Raw genomic sequence first — 17196 nt, forward strand, 5'->3', positions numbered from 1 at the left:
CTGCGGCGGCGTCGCGCTGGCGCCGGCGCGGCCCGGAACGTTGCCGACGAGGGGCGCCTGGGCGGCGCCTTCGGCGGAGGGGTTGGTCTGCTGGGTGCAGACGACCTGCTCCTTCTTCACCAGCACGAAGCAGATGCTCATCTCGCCGGTGCGGTAGTTCACCCGGAACACGCCCGCCTCGCGGGTGTGGCGCGTGGCGACGAGGCCGTATTCCGACGGGGGCTGCGCGCCGGCCCCCTCGCCCGCCGCGAAGCAGACGGTCAGGCCGATGCCGCCCCCGACGTCCTGCAGCCCGTACTGGCACGAGGTGACCTCACCCGTGACCTTGTCGACCCGGTACATGCGGTTGAGGTCGGCCTGCGGGGCCGGGACGAACTCGAACGAGGCGGCGGCGGCGGAAACCGGCGCGAGCAGGCAGAGGCCGAGGGCGAGCAGGCGGATGTTCATGGACGGTCCCGGGGTGTGACGCCCTCTCCTTTCACGGGGGTTTCGGGCAAGTCTGGGGCGTCGGATGTCGTCCGCGCGCAAAGGGGTGCCGGAAACTTGCCCCGTCCGCCGCGGGCGGCTAGCGAGGGCGCCATCCCCCGCCCCTTGCGAAAGCTCGCGATGTCCACCTTGCCGAAGATCGCCGTGTTCGACCTCGACGGCACCCTGGCCGAGACCGCGGGCGACCTGATCGGCACGCTGAACGTACTGCTGCTGCGCGAGGGCCTGCCGGAACTGCCGCTCGCGGATGCGCGGGACCTGATCGGCGCCGGCGCCAAGGCGCTGATCCGCCGCGGCTTCGAGGCCGCCGGCAAAGCGCTGACGCCCGAGCGGCACGAGGCGCTGTTCGCCGACTTCCTGGAGCATTACGGCGCGCACCTGTGCGACCGCTCGCACCTCTATCCCGGCGTGGTCGAGGCGCTCGACCGGCTCGAGGCCGAGGGTTTCCGGCTCGCCGTGTGCACCAACAAGGTCGAGCTCCACGCCGTCGACCTGCTCGACAAGCTCGGCATCGGCGGTCGCTTCGCCGCGATCTGCGGGCGCGCGACCTTCCCCTATAGCAAGCCCGATCCGCGCCACATCACCCTCACGATCGCCAAGGCCGGAGGCGACCCCGCGCGCGCGGTGATGGTCGGGGATTCCCGCGCCGACATCGATGCGGCCAAGGCCGCCGGCATCCCGGTGGTGGCGGTCACCTTCGGCTACACCGACACGCCGGTGGACCGGCTCGGGCCGGACCGGGTGATCGGGCATTTCACCGAGCTCGCCGACGCGGTCGCCGAGCTGGTGCCGCCGCGGGCGTAGGCGTCTTCGTCCCTACGCGTAATCCTCCGGCACCTGCACCTTGCCCGCGCGCAGCACCGTGTAGAGGAACGGCACGAACAGCAGCGTCGCCGGCGTACCGAAGGCGATGCCGCCCATCACGGCGCGCGCCAGCGCCGCGTTCTGCTCGCCGCCCTCGCCCGTGCCGAGCGCCATCGGGATCAGCCCGAGGAACATCGCGCCTGCCGTCATCAGCACCGGGCGCAACCGGGTCTCGCCGGCCAGGAGCGCCGCCTCGATCGCCGAGCAGCCCGTCGCCTCGCGTTGCTCGCGCGCGAAGGTGACGAGCAGGATCGAGTTCGCCGACGCGATGCCCACCGACATGATCGCGCCGAACAGCGACGGGATCGAGAAGGTGGTGCCGGTCACGAACAGGCTCGCGACGATGCCGCAGAAGGCGAGCGGCAGCGCCGCCAGGACCACGAACGGGTCGCCCCAGCTCTGATAGTTCACCGCCATCAGCAGGTAGACCGCCACGAGCGCGATGCTGAGGCCGACGCCGAGGCGCACGAAGGCCGAGTCCATGTTCTCGATCTGCCCGCGCACGGTGATCTTGTCGGGGGCCGGCAGCGCCTTCTGCTCCTCGTCGACGATGGTGCGGATTTCTCGCGCCACCGAGCCGAGGTCGGAATCCTGCACAGCCGCGTAGATGTTGTAGGTCGGCGCGGTGTTGACGTGGTTCACCACCGTCTGCGTCGCCTGGCGGCGCACGGTCGAGACGCTGGACAGCAGGGTCAGCACGCCCGGTTGGTCGCTGTTGGCCCGCACCAGCAGCGGCGTGTTCTGAAGGTCGGTCAGCGAGGCGTTGCGGTATTCCGGCGTCTGCACCCAGAGTTGGTACGGGATGCCGGTCTTCGGATCGGTCCAGAAGTTCGGGGTCACCTGGAAGGAGCCCGACAGGGAGACGTTGAGCCCCTGCGCCACCTGCTGCTGCGTCAGCCCGAGTTCCGAGGCGAGACGGCGATCCACGTCGACGAAGAATTGCGGCGTGCCGACGATCTGGTGGAGGTGCACGTCGACGGCGCCCTTGGTCTCCTTCAGGCGGCGCACGATGTTCTGGGCGACCGCGAGGTCCTTCTCGGCGTTGCGCCCGGACACCTGCACGTCGATCTGCGCCAGCGTGCCGAAGTTGAGGATCTGCGTGATGATGTCGGAGGGCTGGAAGTAGACGATCACGTCGGGGAAGCGCTCGCGCAGCACCTCGCGAAGGCGCTTGGTGTAGGTGCCGACGTCGCCGTGGCCCTCGCGCAGGTTCACCAGCATCTGGCCGTCGTTGTAGCCGACGAAGGAGCCGTCCGAGAACGCGAAGTTGTAGTTGTTCGAGGGCAGGCCGATGTTGTCGAGGATCTGCTCGATCTCGCCCTCGGGGATCACCTCGCGCACCGTCGCGCCGATCGCCGCGAAGACCTGCTCTGCGGTCTCGATCCGCATTCCGGGGCGGGTGCGCAGGTGCAGCGTGAGCTGGCTCGAGGCCACCTGCGGGAAGTAGTCCCGCCCGACGAAGGTGAAGAGCCCGGCGGTGCCGGCGAAGACGAGGACGACGAAGGCGATCGTCGCGACGCGCCGGCGCACGACGACGTGGAGCAGGCCGAGATAGCCGCGGTGGAAGCGTTCGAAGCGAGCCTCGAAGCCGTTCCGGAACCGCCCGGCGAGGTGGAAGACCGGGCGCCCGAGCCAGCCGAGGGCGCGTGTCACACGCCCGCGCCGCGGCGGCGGGGCGGCGGCGTCGTGGTCGCCCCCGTGTCGCTCGACGTATTCGCGGGCGACCAGCACGTCGATCAGCACCGGCACGAGGGTGCGCGAGAGCAGGTACGAGGTCAGCATCGCGAACACGACCGCCAGCGCCTGCGGCGTGAAGAGATATTTCGGCGTGTCGGCCAGCGCGAAGACCGAGACGAAGGCCGCGCAGATCGACAGCGTCGAGATCAGCGTCGGCTTGGCGATGCTGGCCGCGCCCTCGACCACGGACTTGCGGAACGGCTCGCCCTCCTCGAACAGCCGGTAGGTGTTCTCGATCGCCACCGTGGCGTCGTCGACGAGGATGCCGACGGCGAGCGCCAGGCCGCCGAGCGTCATCACGTTGATGGTCTGGCCGAGCGCGGCGAGGATCGCCAGCGAGGTGAGGATCGAGAGCGGGATCGAGATCAGCACGACGATCGTCGAGCGCCACGACCCGAGGAACAGCAGGATCGTCAGGCCGGTCAGGCAGGCGGCGATGGCGGCCTCGTGGATCACGCCCTCGATCGCGGCGGACACGAACACCGACTGGTCGAACAGCGGCTTGATCGCCATGCCGTCGGGCGCCGCGGCCTGGATCTCGGGCAGCACCTTCTTGACGTTGTTGACCACGTCCAGCGTCGAGGCGGTTCCGTTCTTGAAGATCCGCATCAGCACCGAATGCAGCCCGTCCGAGCGCACGATGTTGACCTGCGGCGGCCCGCCGTCGCGGACGTAGGCGACGTCGCGCACTAGAACCGGCTGGCCGGCCACCACCTTGATCGGGATCTCGTTGAGGGCTGAGATCGCGTCCGGCGTGGCGTTGAGCAGGACCGGGTATTGCTGCTCGCCGATCTTCACGAGGCCCGAGGGCACCGTGAGGTTTTGGGCCGTCATCGCGTTGGTGACGTCGAGCGCGGTCAGGCCCAGGGCGCGCAGGGCCTGGAGGTCGAGGTCGACCATGATCTGGCGCGGGGTGCCGCCGAAGGGCGACGGCAGGGTCGAGCCCGGAACCTGAACCAGGCGCTGGCGGATGCGGTACTGCGCGTAGTCGTAGACCTTGGTCAGGCTCTCCTTCGTCGATGTCAGCGCGAGCTGGATCACCGGCACCGAGGAGGCCGAGAACCGCAGTACGATCGGCGGCTGCACGCCCGGCGGCATCGCCGAGCGGATCGAGTTCATCGCCGAGACGACTTGCGTGATCGCGAGGTCGACGCTGACCTCGCCATCGAAGTAGATCTTCTGGATCGCCGTGCCCTGAAGTGTCGTCGATTCCATTCGCTTGATGTTGTTGACGTTGTTCGAGAGCGAGAACTCGGCGTAGGTGGTGATCCGCCGCTCCATCTCCGGCGTGGACAACCCTGTGTAGGTCCAGACCACCACGACCACCGGGATGTCGACGATCGGCAGCACGTCCTTCGGCGCGACGACGATCGCGCCGCCGCCGGCGAGCATCATCAGCACGGCGAGCACGTAGGTGGTGATGCGAAACTTCAGCGCGTACTGGACGAGGCCCATTTGGTCTCCGCGACCCGGCTGCGGCCAGATCATCGCATCATGAATGCAGACGCCACCGAACGCGAGATTTGTTTCGCGATCATGTCGTTGCGCCGCGACGGCGAAGAGGCCGCAGCTGCGTCAGACTCGCCGTCCCGGGCCTGGACGCAGCTTCGGTGCCGGCTTGTCCGGCGCACCCGGGCAGATCCGGCGCAGCTGCGCCCACTCGGCCTCGCTCAGGATGCGCCGGCCGGATGCGGCGGCGGCGGCCTGCGCCCGGATCGTGGCGGCGCGTTCGCGGGTGAAGGGATGGGTGCGCAGGAAGTCCGGGTCGGTCTCCGCGTCGTCCTTGGCGATCCGCTCCAGCATCGTCGCGAGCGCGGCGGCGTCGCCGCCCGCCGCCTGCATCGTGGCGACGGAATAGGCGTCCGCCGCCCGCTCGGCGTCGCGGCTGTAGCCGGCCGAGAGCGCCGCCTGGCCGAGCGCGACGATGACAGTCGAGCCGGTGAGGTCCCCAAGCACGAGGCTGAGCAGGAACGAGGTGCCAGACGCCTGGATCAGCGCCCGCGTCGGATCGCGCAGGGCCACGTGGCCGAGCTCGTGCGCCAGCACGCCCGCGAACTCGTCGGCGCTTCGCGCCTTGGCGATCAGCTCCGAAAGCACGACGACGCGCGCGCCGGGCAGGGTCAGGGCGTTTGCCGTATTGTGCCGGCGCACCGTCACGGCGAGGTCGGACGGCAGGCCGCGACCGGACACGAGGCGGGTGACGAGGCGGTCGAGTACGGCCCGTCCCACCGGGTCGGCGCAGGCCGGCGGATCGCCCATCAGGTCCAGCACCTGACCCTCGACCGCGGCGCCGAGACGCGCCTCGACGCCGTCCGGTACCAGGGGCGCGAGGAAGCCGGCCGCGACTGGCAGGCCGAAGGCGACCGCGAGGAGGATGGCGACGCCTGCCGCCAGCGACCCGACGACGAGGCGCCAGGTGCCGCCGGCCGTGTCGGCGCGCTTGCGCAGGTCGGGGCAGCGGATTTCGAGGATGGCGGCGAACGTCCCGTCTACCACCTCGACCTGCCCGGGATCGCCCGCGATCCCGAGGCGCAGGAGCGGCGCCTGCGCCTCGCGCGCCCTCAGGTCGTCGAGGTTCCAGTCGCGGTGCACGCCCGGCCCGGTGATCTCGAGGCGGTCGCCGAGGCGCAGGGTCACGTCGTGCGGCGCGGCGCTCCGGCCGTCGAACCAGCGGCCGGAAGCGGTGCTCGACGGCATCAGAACCCGATCTGCAGCGCGCCGCCCACTTCGAGCGCGTCGGCGAGGCCTTCGTTGAGGCCGCTGCCCGGCCCGTGCGTCGCCGCCAGGATCCGGTTCAGGCCGTCCGCGTCGGCGATGTGGGTCGTGGTCGCGACCGCGGCCCAAAGTCGGGCCTGGACGATGCGCACGTGCAGCACCGCGAAGGAGAGCGCGCCGCCGAGATAGAGCAGGCCGCCGCCGAGCGCCGCCGCCCAGGCGAAGCCGTCGCCGCCGGCGGCCCGCGCTGCGAGCCCGGCGAGGAGCGCGATCAGCCCGACCACCGCGACGAAGCCGAGGAGCGACAGCGCGTAGACGAGGTAGGGCCAGTAGAACTGCCGCGCCCGAAGGGTCGAGACGAGGCGGACCGGGCCCAGGCTTGCGGCGTTCAGACTCGCGGCGTTCATGAACACCTTGGCTTCGCGCGCGCGGTAGAGCGGAACCAGCAGGAGCGCGAGCGGAAGGCAGCACCCGGCTGTGACGCCGAGCGCGATCGCGAGGGTCGCGACGCGGCTGCCGCGATAGGCCGGGTTGAGGATGAGGTCGCCGGCCTTGCCGCCGGGCTTGGGCAGGATCAGGTCGGTCGGCAGGGTGAAGTCGTTGGCGGCGAGCAGCGCCAGCAGCACGGCGAGCACTGGGCCGAACGCCACCGCGTAGAACAGCAGCCACGGCCCGACGAGCGAGCGCCCGCGCGCATCAGACGCCATCCGGCTCGTGCCGACCCGGGTGTGGCCGATGCGGTAGCGTTCGAGGCCGGCCCGCATGAACGGGTAGGCGAGGCCCAGCGTCGCGAGCGTCAGCGTCCACCACAGGGCGGCGCGCGCGGCGTAGACGAGGCCCGATCCGTCCTGGCCGAGGCGGATGCCGCGCCACAGGGTGCGCATCGCCCGATAGCGCCGGCCGCGATAGATCGCGAACTGCCCGACCAGGAACAGCAGCACGAAGGAGAGGATCGCCGAGTACGGCGCCAGCGCCGGCACGGTGATGGCGAGGCCGAACAGGCCGACATAGATCACGATCAGCAGCGCGAGCGCCACGAGGAAGCCGAGGAAGAGCTCGCGCCCGGTGCCGGTATATTCCGCCGGGCTGCCGTCGACGACGGTTCGGCTCCAGAAGAAGCGCCGCAGGTCGGTCATGTACCAGAAGCGGTAGATGCCGAAGGTGACGAGCGAGAGCAGGAACCCGACCACCGCGAGCCCGGTGAGGCCGCGGAGCCGTGAGTCGAACGCGATCTCCCCGGTGCGCGGCATCGGTCCCCCTCTCCAGCCTGCGGTGGACGCGCGGTCAACGCAGCAGCGCGGACTTCTCGACCTGGAGGGCGGCGGCGATCTCGTCGAGGGCCTTGTGCTCGACCTCGCTGATGCCGCCGAAGTCGGCGACGTCGGCGGCGATCAGGAAGATGTCCTGGCGCTGGTCGAGCGGCCGGTCGGCGACGGCCGCGACGTGACGCAGGTTCTCGATCCGCCCGGCCCGCGTCTTGGCGCGGGCGATGCCCTCGTAGAGCTCCTGCTCGATCCGTAGCGTGTCGTACGACTTCTGGAGGATCGGGTTGGCCCGCATCCCCGAGATCGCCGACTCAACCTCCTCCTCGTCGACGTCGCCGTCGGCGATCGTCACGTTGGCGGCGGCCGAGACCGCGGCCTGCAGGAACAGGCCGTCGCCGGCATAGGACATGATCGTCCGGCCGAACCGCAGAATGGCGTCCTGGAAGATGCTCATGCCTACCTCGCGTTCGCCCGACTCACGGGAAACGCCCCCTCCAAGTCAAGCGTTTTACGTCCCGCGACCGGGCCGCATCCTCGATCGATCGATCTTCGAACGCACCGCACGGTCAACAGCAGCGGAACCCGCTGGTGTTGCCGACGCCGAAGCGGGCGTTCTCCCGATGGCGGAAGAACTCGACCTCGCTCATCGGCGCCTGGTCGGGATGGGTGCGGGCGACGTGCGCTGCGTAGGCCGCGTAGTCGCCCTGCCCGACCATCAGCCGCGCCCCGTCGCAGACGCATTTCGACAATGCCTTCCAGCGGTCGCGCAGGCTCTGCGAGGCGGCGTCCACCGGCCTACTCCGCCGCGACGATGCGGGCTTCGCTCTCGATCGCGGTCCAGCGGTCGGAGCGGAGCGCCTTCAGGCAGGCGGCGATGCCGAAGCCGGCGATCGCCACGACGAGGCCGATGAACAGGGCGGCCAGCACCGTGTCGATCCGGTCGTTCAGCACGATCTGGCTCATCTGGCCGAGGTCCTTGGCCGGTGCCAGCACCTTGCCCTCAGCGATCGCGCCCGCGTAGCGCTCGGCGTGGGCGAGGAAGCCGATCTTCGGGTCGGCGGAGAAGATCTTCTGCCAGCCGGCGGTGAGAGTGCAGATGCACAGCCACGCGGTCGGGATGATCGTCACGAACGCGTAGCGCTCGCGCTTCATCTTGAAGATCACCACCGTGCAGAGCGTCAGCGCGACGGCGGCCAGCATCTGGTTCGAGATGCCGAACAGCGGCCACAGGGTGTTGATGCCGCCGAGCGGGTCGGTGACGCCCTGGTAGAGGAAATAGCCCCAGGCGCCGACCGCGATGGCGGTGGCCAGGATGCTCGGAACCCAGGCGTTGGTCTGCTTGAACGCCGGCACCGCGAGGCCGACGAGGTCCTGCACCATGAAGCGGCACGCGCGCGTCCCGGCGTCGACCGCGGTGAGGATGAACAGCGCCTCGAACAGGATGGCGAAGTGGTACCAGAACGCCATCATGCCCTTGCCGCCGATGGCGCTGGAGATGATGTGCGCCATGCCGACGGCCAGCGTCGGCGCGCCGCCGGCGCGTGCGATGATGGTGTGCTCGCCGACGTCCTTGGCGGTCTGGACGATCACCTCCGGCGTCGTCGCGAAGCCGAGCTTGGTCACCGCGGCGGCCGCCGTCTCCGGCGTCGTGCCGAGCAGCGCCACCGGCGAATTCATGGTGAAGTACACGCCCGGGTCGATGACGGTGGCCGAGACCAGCGCCATCACCGCGACGAAGCTCTCCATCAGCATGCCGCCGTAGCCGATGAAGCGCGCGTCGGCCTCGCTGGCGATCAGCTTCGGCGTGGTGCCCGACGCGATCAGGGCGTGGAAGCCCGAGACCGAGCCGCAGGCGATGGTGATGAACAGGAACGGGAAGAGCTGGCCGGCCCAGACCGGACCGGTGCCGTCCACGAACTTCGTCACCGCCGGCATCTGCATGTGCGGGGCGACGAAGGCGATGCCCAGCGCGAGGCCCGCGATGGTCCCGATCTTGAGGAAGGTCGAGAGGTAGTCGCGCGGGGCGAGCAGCAGCCAGACCGGCAGGATCGAGGCGACGAAGCCGTAGCCGATCAGCATCCAGCAGAGTTGCGTGCCGGTGAAGGTGAAGGCCGGGCCCCAGACCGGGCTGTCGGCGATCGCGCCGCCGCCGAAGATCGCCGCCATCAGCAGGACGAAGCCGAGGATCGAGACCTCGCCGATCCGGCCGGGGCGGATGGTGCGGGTGTAGACGCCCATCAGCATCGCGATCGGGATCGTCGACATCACGGTGAAGGTGCCCCACGGGCTCTCCGCCAGCGCCTTGACGACGATGAGCGCCAGCACGGCGAGCAGGATCACCATGATCAGGAAGGTGCCGAGCAGCGCGATGACGCCCGGGATGGTGCCGAGCTCGGTGCGGATCAGCTCGCCGAGCGAGCGGCCGTCGCGGCGCATCGACACGAACAGGACCAGGAAGTCCTGCACCGCGCCGGCGAGCACGACGCCGGCGAGGATCCAGAGCAGCCCCGGTAGGTAGCCCATCTGCGCCGCGAGCACCGGGCCGACAAGGGGGCCGGCGCCGGCGATCGCCGCGAAGTGGTGGCCGAACAGCACGCTCTTGTTGGTCGGGACGTAGTCGAGCCCGTCGTTGTGGCGGACGGCCGGCGTCTCGCGCTTCGGGTCGAGGCGCATCACCTTCTCGGCGATGAACAGCGCGTAGTAGCGGTAGGCGATGAGGTAGACGCAGATCGCCGCCACGACGAGCCAGAGGGCGTTCACCGCCTCGCCGCGCTCGACGGCGACGATGGCGAGCGCCGCCGCCCCCAACGCTCCGACCAGGGCCCAGGGGCCGTGCCTACCGATCGCGCCCATCGTTCCGCTCCCGAAGCCGGCTCTGAACGGCCGACGATCATGCGCGGTGATGCCGTACTTTTCGAGCGAGGAAAATCCCCCTCCCTCGGTCGAGTCGACACCCGCGCCGCGTTGTCGCGACGCGTCGCACCACCTGTGCGCTCATCGTTTGACGCTGCGACGCGCGATACCTAGACCGCACACACACCACACGAAACTGCACCACACGAAACCGCACGACACGAAACGGAGACGGATGATGGCGAAGGTCGCGTTCCTGGGGCTCGGCGTCATGGGCGCCCCGATGGCCGGGCATCTGGCCAAGAAGGGCCATTCGGTCACCGTCTACAACCGCACCGCCGCCAAGGCGGAGGCGTGGGTGGCGGCCAACGGCGGCGCGCACGCGCCGACCCCCCGCGCGGCGGCCGAGGGTGCCGAGATCGTGTTCGCCTGCGTCGGCAACGACGACGACCTCCGCGGCGTCGTGCTCGGGCCGGACGGCGCGCTCGCCGGCATGAAGCCGGGCGCGATCTTCGTCGATCACACCACCGCCTCGGCCGAGGTGGCGCGCGAACTCGCCGAGGCGGCCACCGAAGCGGGCGTCGGCTTCGTCGACGCCCCGGTCTCCGGCGGCCAAGCCGGCGCCGAGAATGGTGTGCTCACCGTGATGTGCGGCGGCGAGCAGGCGACCTACGACACGGTCGAGGGCGCGATCGGCGCCTACGCGCGGGCCTGCCGGCTGATGGGTCCGGTCGGCTCCGGCCAGCTTACCAAGATGGTCAACCAGATCTGCATCGCCGGGCTGGTCCAGGGGCTGTCCGAGGGCGTGCACTTCGCCAAGAAGGCCGGGCTCGACGTGGAGGCGGTGCTCTCGGTGATCTCGAAGGGGGCGGCCGGCTCTTGGCAGATGGAGAACCGCGGCGCGACGATGAACGCGGGCAAGTTCGACTTCGGATTCGCGGTCGACTGGATGCGCAAGGATCTCGGCATCCTCCTCGACGAGGCACGTCGCAACGGTGCCAAGCTCCCGGTCTCGGCCCTCGTCGATCAGTTCTACGCCGAGGTGCAGGCCATGGGCGGCAACCGCTGGGACACGTCGAGCCTCGTCGCGCGCCTGGAACGGTAAAAGGCCTCAGGCCAGCTCGGCCATCGCCGCCTCGGGCGAGAGCCAGCGCCAGTCCGCACCCATCTGGTGGCGAAACCAGGTGAACTGGCGCTTGGCGTAGCGGCGGGTGTCGGCCTGCCCACGCACGATCGCCTCCTCGAGCCCGATCGCGCCATCGAGGTGGGCGATCAGCCCGGGCACCCCGTGCGCGCGCATCACCGGCAGCAGCGGGTCGAGGCGGCGTTCGTGAAGTGCCGCGACCTCGTCGAGGGCGCCCCGGTCGGTCATCGCGCGGAAGCGCAGGTCGATCCGGGCGCGCAGCTCGTCCCGCTCGGGTGCCAGGAAGATCTTCTGCAGCCTTCGTCCCGCAAGCGGGCCTGGCACGCGCTGGCCGTGGAACGCATCGATCGGCCGGCCGGTGGCGGCGTGAATCTCGAGCGCGCGCATCACCCGGGCGCGGTCGCTCGGCCGCAGCCGGGCGGCGCCGGCCGGGTCGCGTACGGCGAGGTCGGCATGCAGCGCCTCGGTCGGCCGACCCTCGCAGGCGGAGCGGATCGCTGTGCGCACCGCGTCCGGCACCGGCGGCAGGTCCGAGAGGCCTTCCTCCAGGCTGCGGAAGTACAGGCCGGTCCCGCCGATGAAGATGGGTAGCCGCCCGTCGAGGTCTGCCAGCAGGGCCGCGGAGTCCCGCGCGAAATGCCCGGCGGAGTAGTTCACTGCGCCGTCGACGTGTCCGTACAGACGATGCGCGACGCGCGCCTCCTCGACGCGATCCGGCCGGGCCGAGAGCACGCGAAGGTCGGCGTAGACCTGCATCGAGTCGGTGTTGACGACGACCCCGCCCTGACGAAGCGCCAGCGCCGTCGCGAGCGCCGACTTGCCCGAGGCGGTCGGCCCTGCAATGAGGATCGCCTCCGGCCGCCCCTGCGACGACGCATTTGAAAGCGGCAACACGAAATCGTCGGCTCCGATGACCCTTGTCGCGACCCTGATAGCAAACGAGGCCCGCCCCGCCATCACCGATGCGGTGCTGGCCGAGGCGCGGCTGGTGCTGGCGACCGAGCACCAGCCGCGCATCCTGCACGGCGAGGTCGCCGCCGAGGTTCTGCTGCCGGGCGCTCCCGCCGCCGCGGCGGCGCTGACTGAACGCCTGCGCACGGCGCTCGGCAGCGAACCGATCGACGTCGCGGTGTTGCCGGCCGACGCGCACTGCCGCAAGCGCCTGTTCCTCGCCGACATGGACTCGACCATGATCGAGCAGGAATGCATCGACGAGCTCGCCGACACGATCGGCCTGAAGCAGCAGGTCTCCGAGATCACCGAGCGCGCGATGCGCGGCGAGATCGCCTTCGAGCCCGCGTTGCGCGAGCGCGTCGCCCTGCTCCGCGACGTGTCGGCCGGGGTGGTGGACGCCCTGATCCGCGACCGGCTGACCCTGACCCCGGGCGGCCGCACGCTGGTCCACACGATGAACGCGCACGGGGCGCGCACCTGCCTCGTCTCCGGCGGCTTCACGCTGTTCACCGGGCCGATCGCCGAGGCGCTCGGGTTCGACGAGCATCACGCCAACCGGCTCGGGCTTGCGGGTGGACGCCTCACCGGCCTCGTCGACGATCCGATCGTCGGGCGCGAGGCCAAGCGTGCGACGCTGATCGCCCTGCGCGACGGCCTCGGCCTCGCGCCGACGGAGACGCTGGCGGTCGGCGACGGGGCGAACGACCTCGACATGCTCGGGGAAGCCGGACTTGGCGTCGCGTTCCGCGCCAAGCCCGCGGTGGCGGCGGCGGCGAAGGTCCGCATCGAGCACGGCGACCTCAGCGCGCTGCTTTACCTGCAAGGCTACATGGCGAGCGAATTCGTCGCCTGACCGTCATCAGTGCAGGCTGCGGACGAGCGCGACGACCGCCCCGAGGATCGCGACGGTCTGAAACCCGATCATCCCGAACATCGACTTGACGATGTCGGATTTCGCCGTGGCGATGTCCGCGCGGGTCGAGAGGCGCAGAGCTTCGATGTCGGACTTCGTCGACGTGCGCAGAGCGTCGATGTCATGACGGATCACGACGAAATCAGCCTTCGTCTCCACACGAAACGCTTCGATGTCGGCCTTCGTCGCGATCCGAAGCGCTTCGATGTCGTGCCGGACGTCCGCGATGTCACCCTTGGTGGGGATACCGCTGGCGAACACCTCGGACATGGCGTCGGCCATCCCCTCAGCCTGCTCCGGCGTGAGGTGGGCCTTCTCACGCAGGATGCGCGCGAACTTCCGCGTATAGAAGGCGACGGCATTCACGGGGTCGGCTGCCTCGCGCACGGGCTCTCATCGGAAACGGAGGGCGACCGGTTCGGTCCGCGCATGCAAGGCGTCAGCGTGTTCCCATCCGCCACGAACGAGAACGCCGCCGCTCGGAATGGGCGGCGGCGTCAGGTGTCGCGGTCGCCTCAGCGGTCGATCAGTCGAGGCCGATCGCCACGAACCGCACGTCGCCGGTGGCGCTCGCCACCAGCAGCAGGACGGACTTGCGAGCGTCTTTCCGTAAGGCTTCGACGCGCTTGGTCACGTCGGCGGGCGTGTTGACTGCTTCCTGGCCGACCTCGACGATCACCTCCCCGGGCTGGATGCGCTTGTCGGCCGCCGTCGAGTTCGGGTCGACCCGGGTGACGACCACGCCCTTCACGCCGTCCTTGATGCTGTACTTGCGCCGAAGCTCGTCGGTGAGGCCCGACAGGTTGAGGCCAAGTGCTTGGCGGGTCGCATTCTCGGGCTCCGGCTGGCGCAGGTTGGCGAGCTGCGGCTTGTCGCTGTCCTCCAGGCGGCCGAGCGTGACCGACTTCGTGCTCTCCTCGCCCTTGCGGACGACCACGACGTCGACCTTCTGCCCGACTGGCGTCGAGGCGACGATGCGCGGCAGGTCGCTCGAGGCCTTCACCGGCGTACCGTTGAACTTGACGATCACGTCGCCGACTTCGAGACCCGAGGTCTTGGCCGGGCCCTTCTCGTCGACTCCGGCCACCAGGGCGCCCTTGGCGCCTCCCTTGAGCCCCAGCGCCTCGGCGGTGGCGTCGTCCACGTTCTGGATGCGCACGCCGAGCCAGCCGCGGCGGACCTCGCCGAACTCGCGAAGCTGGTCGATCACCGGCTTGGCCGAGCTCGACGGGACGGCGAAGCCGATGCCGACGGAGCCGCCGGTCGGCGACAGGATCGCCGTGTTGATGCCGATCACCTCGCCGTCCATGTTGAACAGCGGGCCGCCGGAATTGCCCTTGTTGATGGCCGCGTCGGTCTGCAGGTAGTTGTCGTAGGGGCCCGACTCGATGTTGCGCCCCCGCGCCGAGACGATGCCGGCCGAGACCGAGCCGCCGAGCCCGAACGGGTTGCCGATCGCGATCACCCAGTCGCCGGCGCGCATCTTGTCCGAATCGCCGAAGGGCACCGCCTTCAGCGGCCGCTCCACCGTCGGCTTCACGCGCAGGACGGCGAGGTCGATCTTCGAATCCTTGCCGATGATCTCGGCCTTCAGCTTGGTCCCGTCGTGCAGGATCACCTGGATGTCGTTGGCGTCGCCGATGACGTGGTTGTTCGTGACGACGATGCCCGACGCGTCGATGATAAAGCCGGAACCGAGCGAGCTCGACTTGCGCTGCTGGCGCGGATTCTCGCTCTCGCCGCGCTGCTCGTTGCCGCCGCGTCCGCCGCGCTTGTTGAAGAACTCCTCGAACAGGTCCTCGAACGGCGTGCCCGGCGGCAGCTGCGGTCCTGCGCGGTTGCCGGGGCGCGCTTCGACGGTGGTCGAGGCTGAGATGTTGACGACGGCGTCGTCCACCTTTTCCGCGAGGTCGGCCAGCGATTCCGGGCCCTTGGCGTAGGCCGGCATCGCCACCGACGAGGACGCGATCAGGATCGCGGCGGCGACCGTTCGCGCTGAGCGGCGGAACCGGGCGAAGGGATGCGCAGGCGCGCTCGCGACGGGGTGCATGATCGACCTCTTCAAGAACGCGTTTCCGGAGCTGCTTCTTATGGACCGTCAGGACGGCCGGCGGTTCGTCCGCCACCTTTCAAGATCGTCGGCGGCCCGCCCGCTTCAAGGGCGGGCCGCCTGCATCATCGTCAGCGGGCGGTGCCGGTCGAGCCTGTCGTCGCGGACGGGTCGGCGCCTCGCGGCGCGCCGCCCTGGGCCGCCTTGCCCTGCGGATCGCTGAAGTAGCGGAAGAAGTCCGAGTTCGGGCTCATCACCAGCCGGGTCTCGGAGCCCTTCAGCCCGGTCTCGTAGGCCTGCATCGAGCGGTAGAAGCTGAAGAAGCTCGGGTCCTTGCCGAAGGCTTCCGCGAGGATGCGGTTCTTGTCCGCGTCGCCCTGGCCCCGAAGCTTCTCGGCCGTCTGCGTCGCGTCGGCGAGGATCACGGTGACGTCGCGGTCTGCCTTGGCCTTGATCGTCGCGGCGATCTGGTCGCCGTTGGCGCGGATGTCGGCGGCTTCGCGCTCGCGCTCCGTCTTCATCCGGCGGTAGACCGCGACGCTGTTCTGCGCCGGAAGGTCCACGCGGGTCATGCGCAGGTCGACGATCTGCACGCCGAGCGCCTTGGCCTCGCGGTTCACGTCCTCCTGGATCTGGTTCATCAACCGGGTGCGCTCGGTCTTGACGATGGCGTCTCGGGTCGATCGGGCCAGCACGTTGCGTAGGGACGAGTTGGTGAAGCTCGCCAGGCGCTGGTTGGCCAGCGCGACGTTGTTCACAGACTGGTAGAACCGCAGCGGGTCGATGATGCGGTAGCGGGCGAAGGCGTCGACCTCCAGGTTCTGGCGGTCGGCCGTCAGCAGGGTCTGTACCGGCAGGTCGAGGTCGAGGACGCGCTTGTCGAACAGCACGACGTTCTCGACGAAGGGCAGCTTGAAGTAGAGTCCCGGCTTGTCCTCGCCGGTCTGGTTCAGGACGGCGCGGACGCGGCCGAACTGGAGCACCAGGGCCTGCTGCATCTGCCCGACGGTGAAGACCGAGGCGTAGAAGGCGAGCGCGAGCGCGGCGGCGATGACCGCCGAGCCGGTGCGGATGGCCTGTGCGTTCATCGGGCCGCTCCATTCGTCTGCGCCGGGGCGGGGGTGCGGGACCCGAATTCGGCCAGCGGCAGCACGGGCACGACGCCCGCGGCACCGGTCGCGCCGGAACCGCCGACGCCCTGGTCGATGATCACCTTGTTCACGGAGCCCAGCACCTTCTCCATCGTCTCCAGGAAGATCCGCTCGCGGCTGATCGTAGGCGCGGTCTTGTAGGAGGCGTAGACCTCGTCGAAGCGCGCGGCCTGTCCGGTCGCGTCGGCGGTGGCCTTGGTCTTGTACGCTTCCGCCGCCTGCACGATCTGCGAGGCGCGCCCGCGGGCCTGCGGAACCTCGCGGCTCGCGTAGGTCTTCGCCTCGTTCTGCGCCGTGTCGGCGTCCTGCTGCGCCGCGTTCACGTCGATGAAGGCGGGCCGGACCTCCGGCGGCGGGTTGACGCTGACGAGCTGCACCACCTCAATGCGGACGCCGGCGCCGTACTCGTCGAGGGCGTTCTGGGTGATCTCCTTGACCTCCTGGGCGACGCTCGACTGCTCGTTCGTCAGGATCGCCTGAATGTTGCGGCGGCCCACGACCTCGCGCATCGCGCTCTCGGCGATCGCCTTGATCGTGCCCTCGGGGTTCTGGAGGTTGAACACGTAGTCCGAAGCCTTCAGCGGGTTCACGCGCCACTGCACCTCGAAGTCGAGGTCGACGATGTTCTCGTCGCCCGTGAGCATCAGGCTCTCGTCTGGCATGTCCCGGGTGCGCGCCTGGGCGCCGCCGGCGGACCGGAAGCCGACCTGGATCGAGTTCACCTGTCCGACGTTCGGCTTGATCACGCCGCCGACCGGATAGGGGAAGTTGTAGCGCAGGCCCTCTCCCTTCGAGCCGACGTAGCGGCCGAAGATCGTCTCGATGCCGACCTGGTTGGGGGCGACCGTGTAGAAGCCCGTCGCGAGCCACAGGCCCACGGCCAGCGCCCCGATCACCACGAAGCTCTTGCCGCCGCCGAGCGAGCCGCCAGGCATGACGCCGCGCAGGCGGTCCTGGCCGCGCCGCAGGAGATCCTCGAGATTGGGGGGCGTCTTACCGCCGCCGCCACCGCCGCTGCCCCAGGGGCCGCCGCCATTGCCGCCGCCGCCACGACCCCAGGGACC

15 protein-coding genes are annotated in these 17196 nt (G+C 69.9%); 3 read left to right on the forward strand and 12 right to left on the reverse strand.

Annotation, left to right across the window (positions count from 1 at the left end; genetic code table 11):
• Positions 1–447, reverse strand: a 447-nt coding sequence (locus FV229_RS18220) for a hypothetical protein (protein WP_147753318.1), incomplete at its 3' end; no start/stop codon positions are given.
• 159 nt (positions 448–606) lie between these two features.
• Between FV229_RS18220 and FV229_RS18225 the strand changes: the two genes are divergently transcribed.
• A complete protein-coding gene (locus FV229_RS18225; protein WP_147753319.1) occupies positions 607–1290 on the forward strand; it encodes an HAD family hydrolase in 684 nt (227 codons plus the stop codon).
• Positions 1291–1302: 12 nt separating this feature from the next.
• Here the strand turns inward: FV229_RS18225 and FV229_RS18230 are convergent, their stop codons facing one another.
• The 6 genes from FV229_RS18230 to FV229_RS18255 form a co-directional block, all read right to left on the reverse strand.
• A complete protein-coding gene (locus tag FV229_RS18230) occupies positions 1303–4542 on the reverse strand; it encodes an efflux RND transporter permease subunit (RefSeq protein WP_147753320.1) in 3240 nt (1079 codons plus the stop codon).
• 120 nt (positions 4543–4662) lie between these two features.
• Complete coding sequence (locus FV229_RS18235; protein WP_147753321.1) at positions 4663–5784, reverse strand: M48 family metallopeptidase; 1122 nt, start codon at positions 5782–5784, stop codon at positions 4663–4665.
• Positions 5784–7052 (reverse strand): DUF898 family protein, encoded by a 1269-nt coding sequence (locus FV229_RS18240; RefSeq protein WP_147753322.1) that lies wholly within the window; start codon positions 7050–7052, stop codon positions 5784–5786. The genes FV229_RS18235 and FV229_RS18240 overlap by 1 nt, the downstream gene beginning before the upstream one ends.
• Positions 7053–7086: 34 nt before the next feature.
• Positions 7087–7521, reverse strand: a complete 435-nt coding sequence (locus FV229_RS18245) for a tellurite resistance TerB family protein (RefSeq protein ID WP_147753323.1) — start codon at positions 7519–7521, stop codon at positions 7087–7089.
• Positions 7522–7633: 112 nt separating this feature from the next.
• Positions 7634–7858 carry a YbdD/YjiX family protein gene (locus FV229_RS18250; protein WP_147753324.1) on the reverse strand — a complete coding sequence of 75 codons (225 nt, stop codon included), beginning with the start codon at positions 7856–7858 and terminating at the stop codon, positions 7634–7636.
• 4 nt (positions 7859–7862) lie between these two features.
• Entirely contained in the window at positions 7863–9920 is a 2058-nt protein-coding gene (locus FV229_RS18255) for a carbon starvation CstA family protein (protein WP_147753325.1), read from the reverse strand.
• A 49-nt stretch (positions 9921–9969) separates the two neighbouring features.
• On the opposite strand from FV229_RS18255, the gene FV229_RS18260 reads away from it, so the two are divergent.
• Complete coding sequence (locus FV229_RS18260) at positions 9970–11025, forward strand: NAD(P)-dependent oxidoreductase (RefSeq protein WP_348644190.1); 1056 nt, start codon at positions 9970–9972, stop codon at positions 11023–11025.
• A 6-nt stretch (positions 11026–11031) separates the two neighbouring features.
• Here the strand turns inward: FV229_RS18260 and miaA are convergent, their stop codons facing one another.
• Positions 11032–11958, reverse strand: coding sequence for a tRNA (adenosine(37)-N6)-dimethylallyltransferase MiaA (miaA, locus tag FV229_RS18265; protein ID WP_246688245.1), 927 nt, complete (start codon positions 11956–11958; stop codon positions 11032–11034).
• A 16-nt stretch (positions 11959–11974) separates the two neighbouring features.
• On the opposite strand from miaA, the gene serB reads away from it, so the two are divergent.
• A complete protein-coding gene (gene serB / locus FV229_RS18270; RefSeq protein ID WP_147753327.1) occupies positions 11975–12871 on the forward strand; it encodes a phosphoserine phosphatase SerB in 897 nt (298 codons plus the stop codon).
• 6 nt (positions 12872–12877) lie between these two features.
• On the opposite strand, the gene FV229_RS18275 is transcribed toward serB, so the two are convergent.
• The 4 genes from FV229_RS18275 to hflK all read right to left on the reverse strand — a co-directional run.
• Positions 12878–13318 carry a DUF1640 domain-containing protein gene (locus tag FV229_RS18275; protein WP_246688246.1) on the reverse strand — a complete coding sequence of 147 codons (441 nt, stop codon included), beginning with the start codon at positions 13316–13318 and terminating at the stop codon, positions 12878–12880.
• Between the two features lie 139 nt (positions 13319–13457).
• Complete coding sequence (locus FV229_RS18280) at positions 13458–14981, reverse strand: DegQ family serine endoprotease (RefSeq protein WP_147753328.1); 1524 nt, start codon at positions 14979–14981, stop codon at positions 13458–13460.
• Between the two features lie 131 nt (positions 14982–15112).
• Entirely contained in the window at positions 15113–16069 is a 957-nt protein-coding gene (gene hflC, locus FV229_RS18285) for a protease modulator HflC (RefSeq protein ID WP_147753329.1), read from the reverse strand.
• On the reverse strand, positions 16066–17196 hold a 1131-nt coding region (gene hflK / locus FV229_RS18290), incomplete at its 5' end, for an FtsH protease activity modulator HflK (protein ID WP_147753330.1). The genes hflC and hflK, both read right to left, overlap by 4 nt.

Source organism: Methylobacterium sp. WL120 (assembly GCF_008039465.1).
In the GTDB taxonomy this organism is placed as follows: Bacteria; Pseudomonadota; Alphaproteobacteria; order Rhizobiales; family Beijerinckiaceae; genus Methylobacterium; species Methylobacterium cerastii.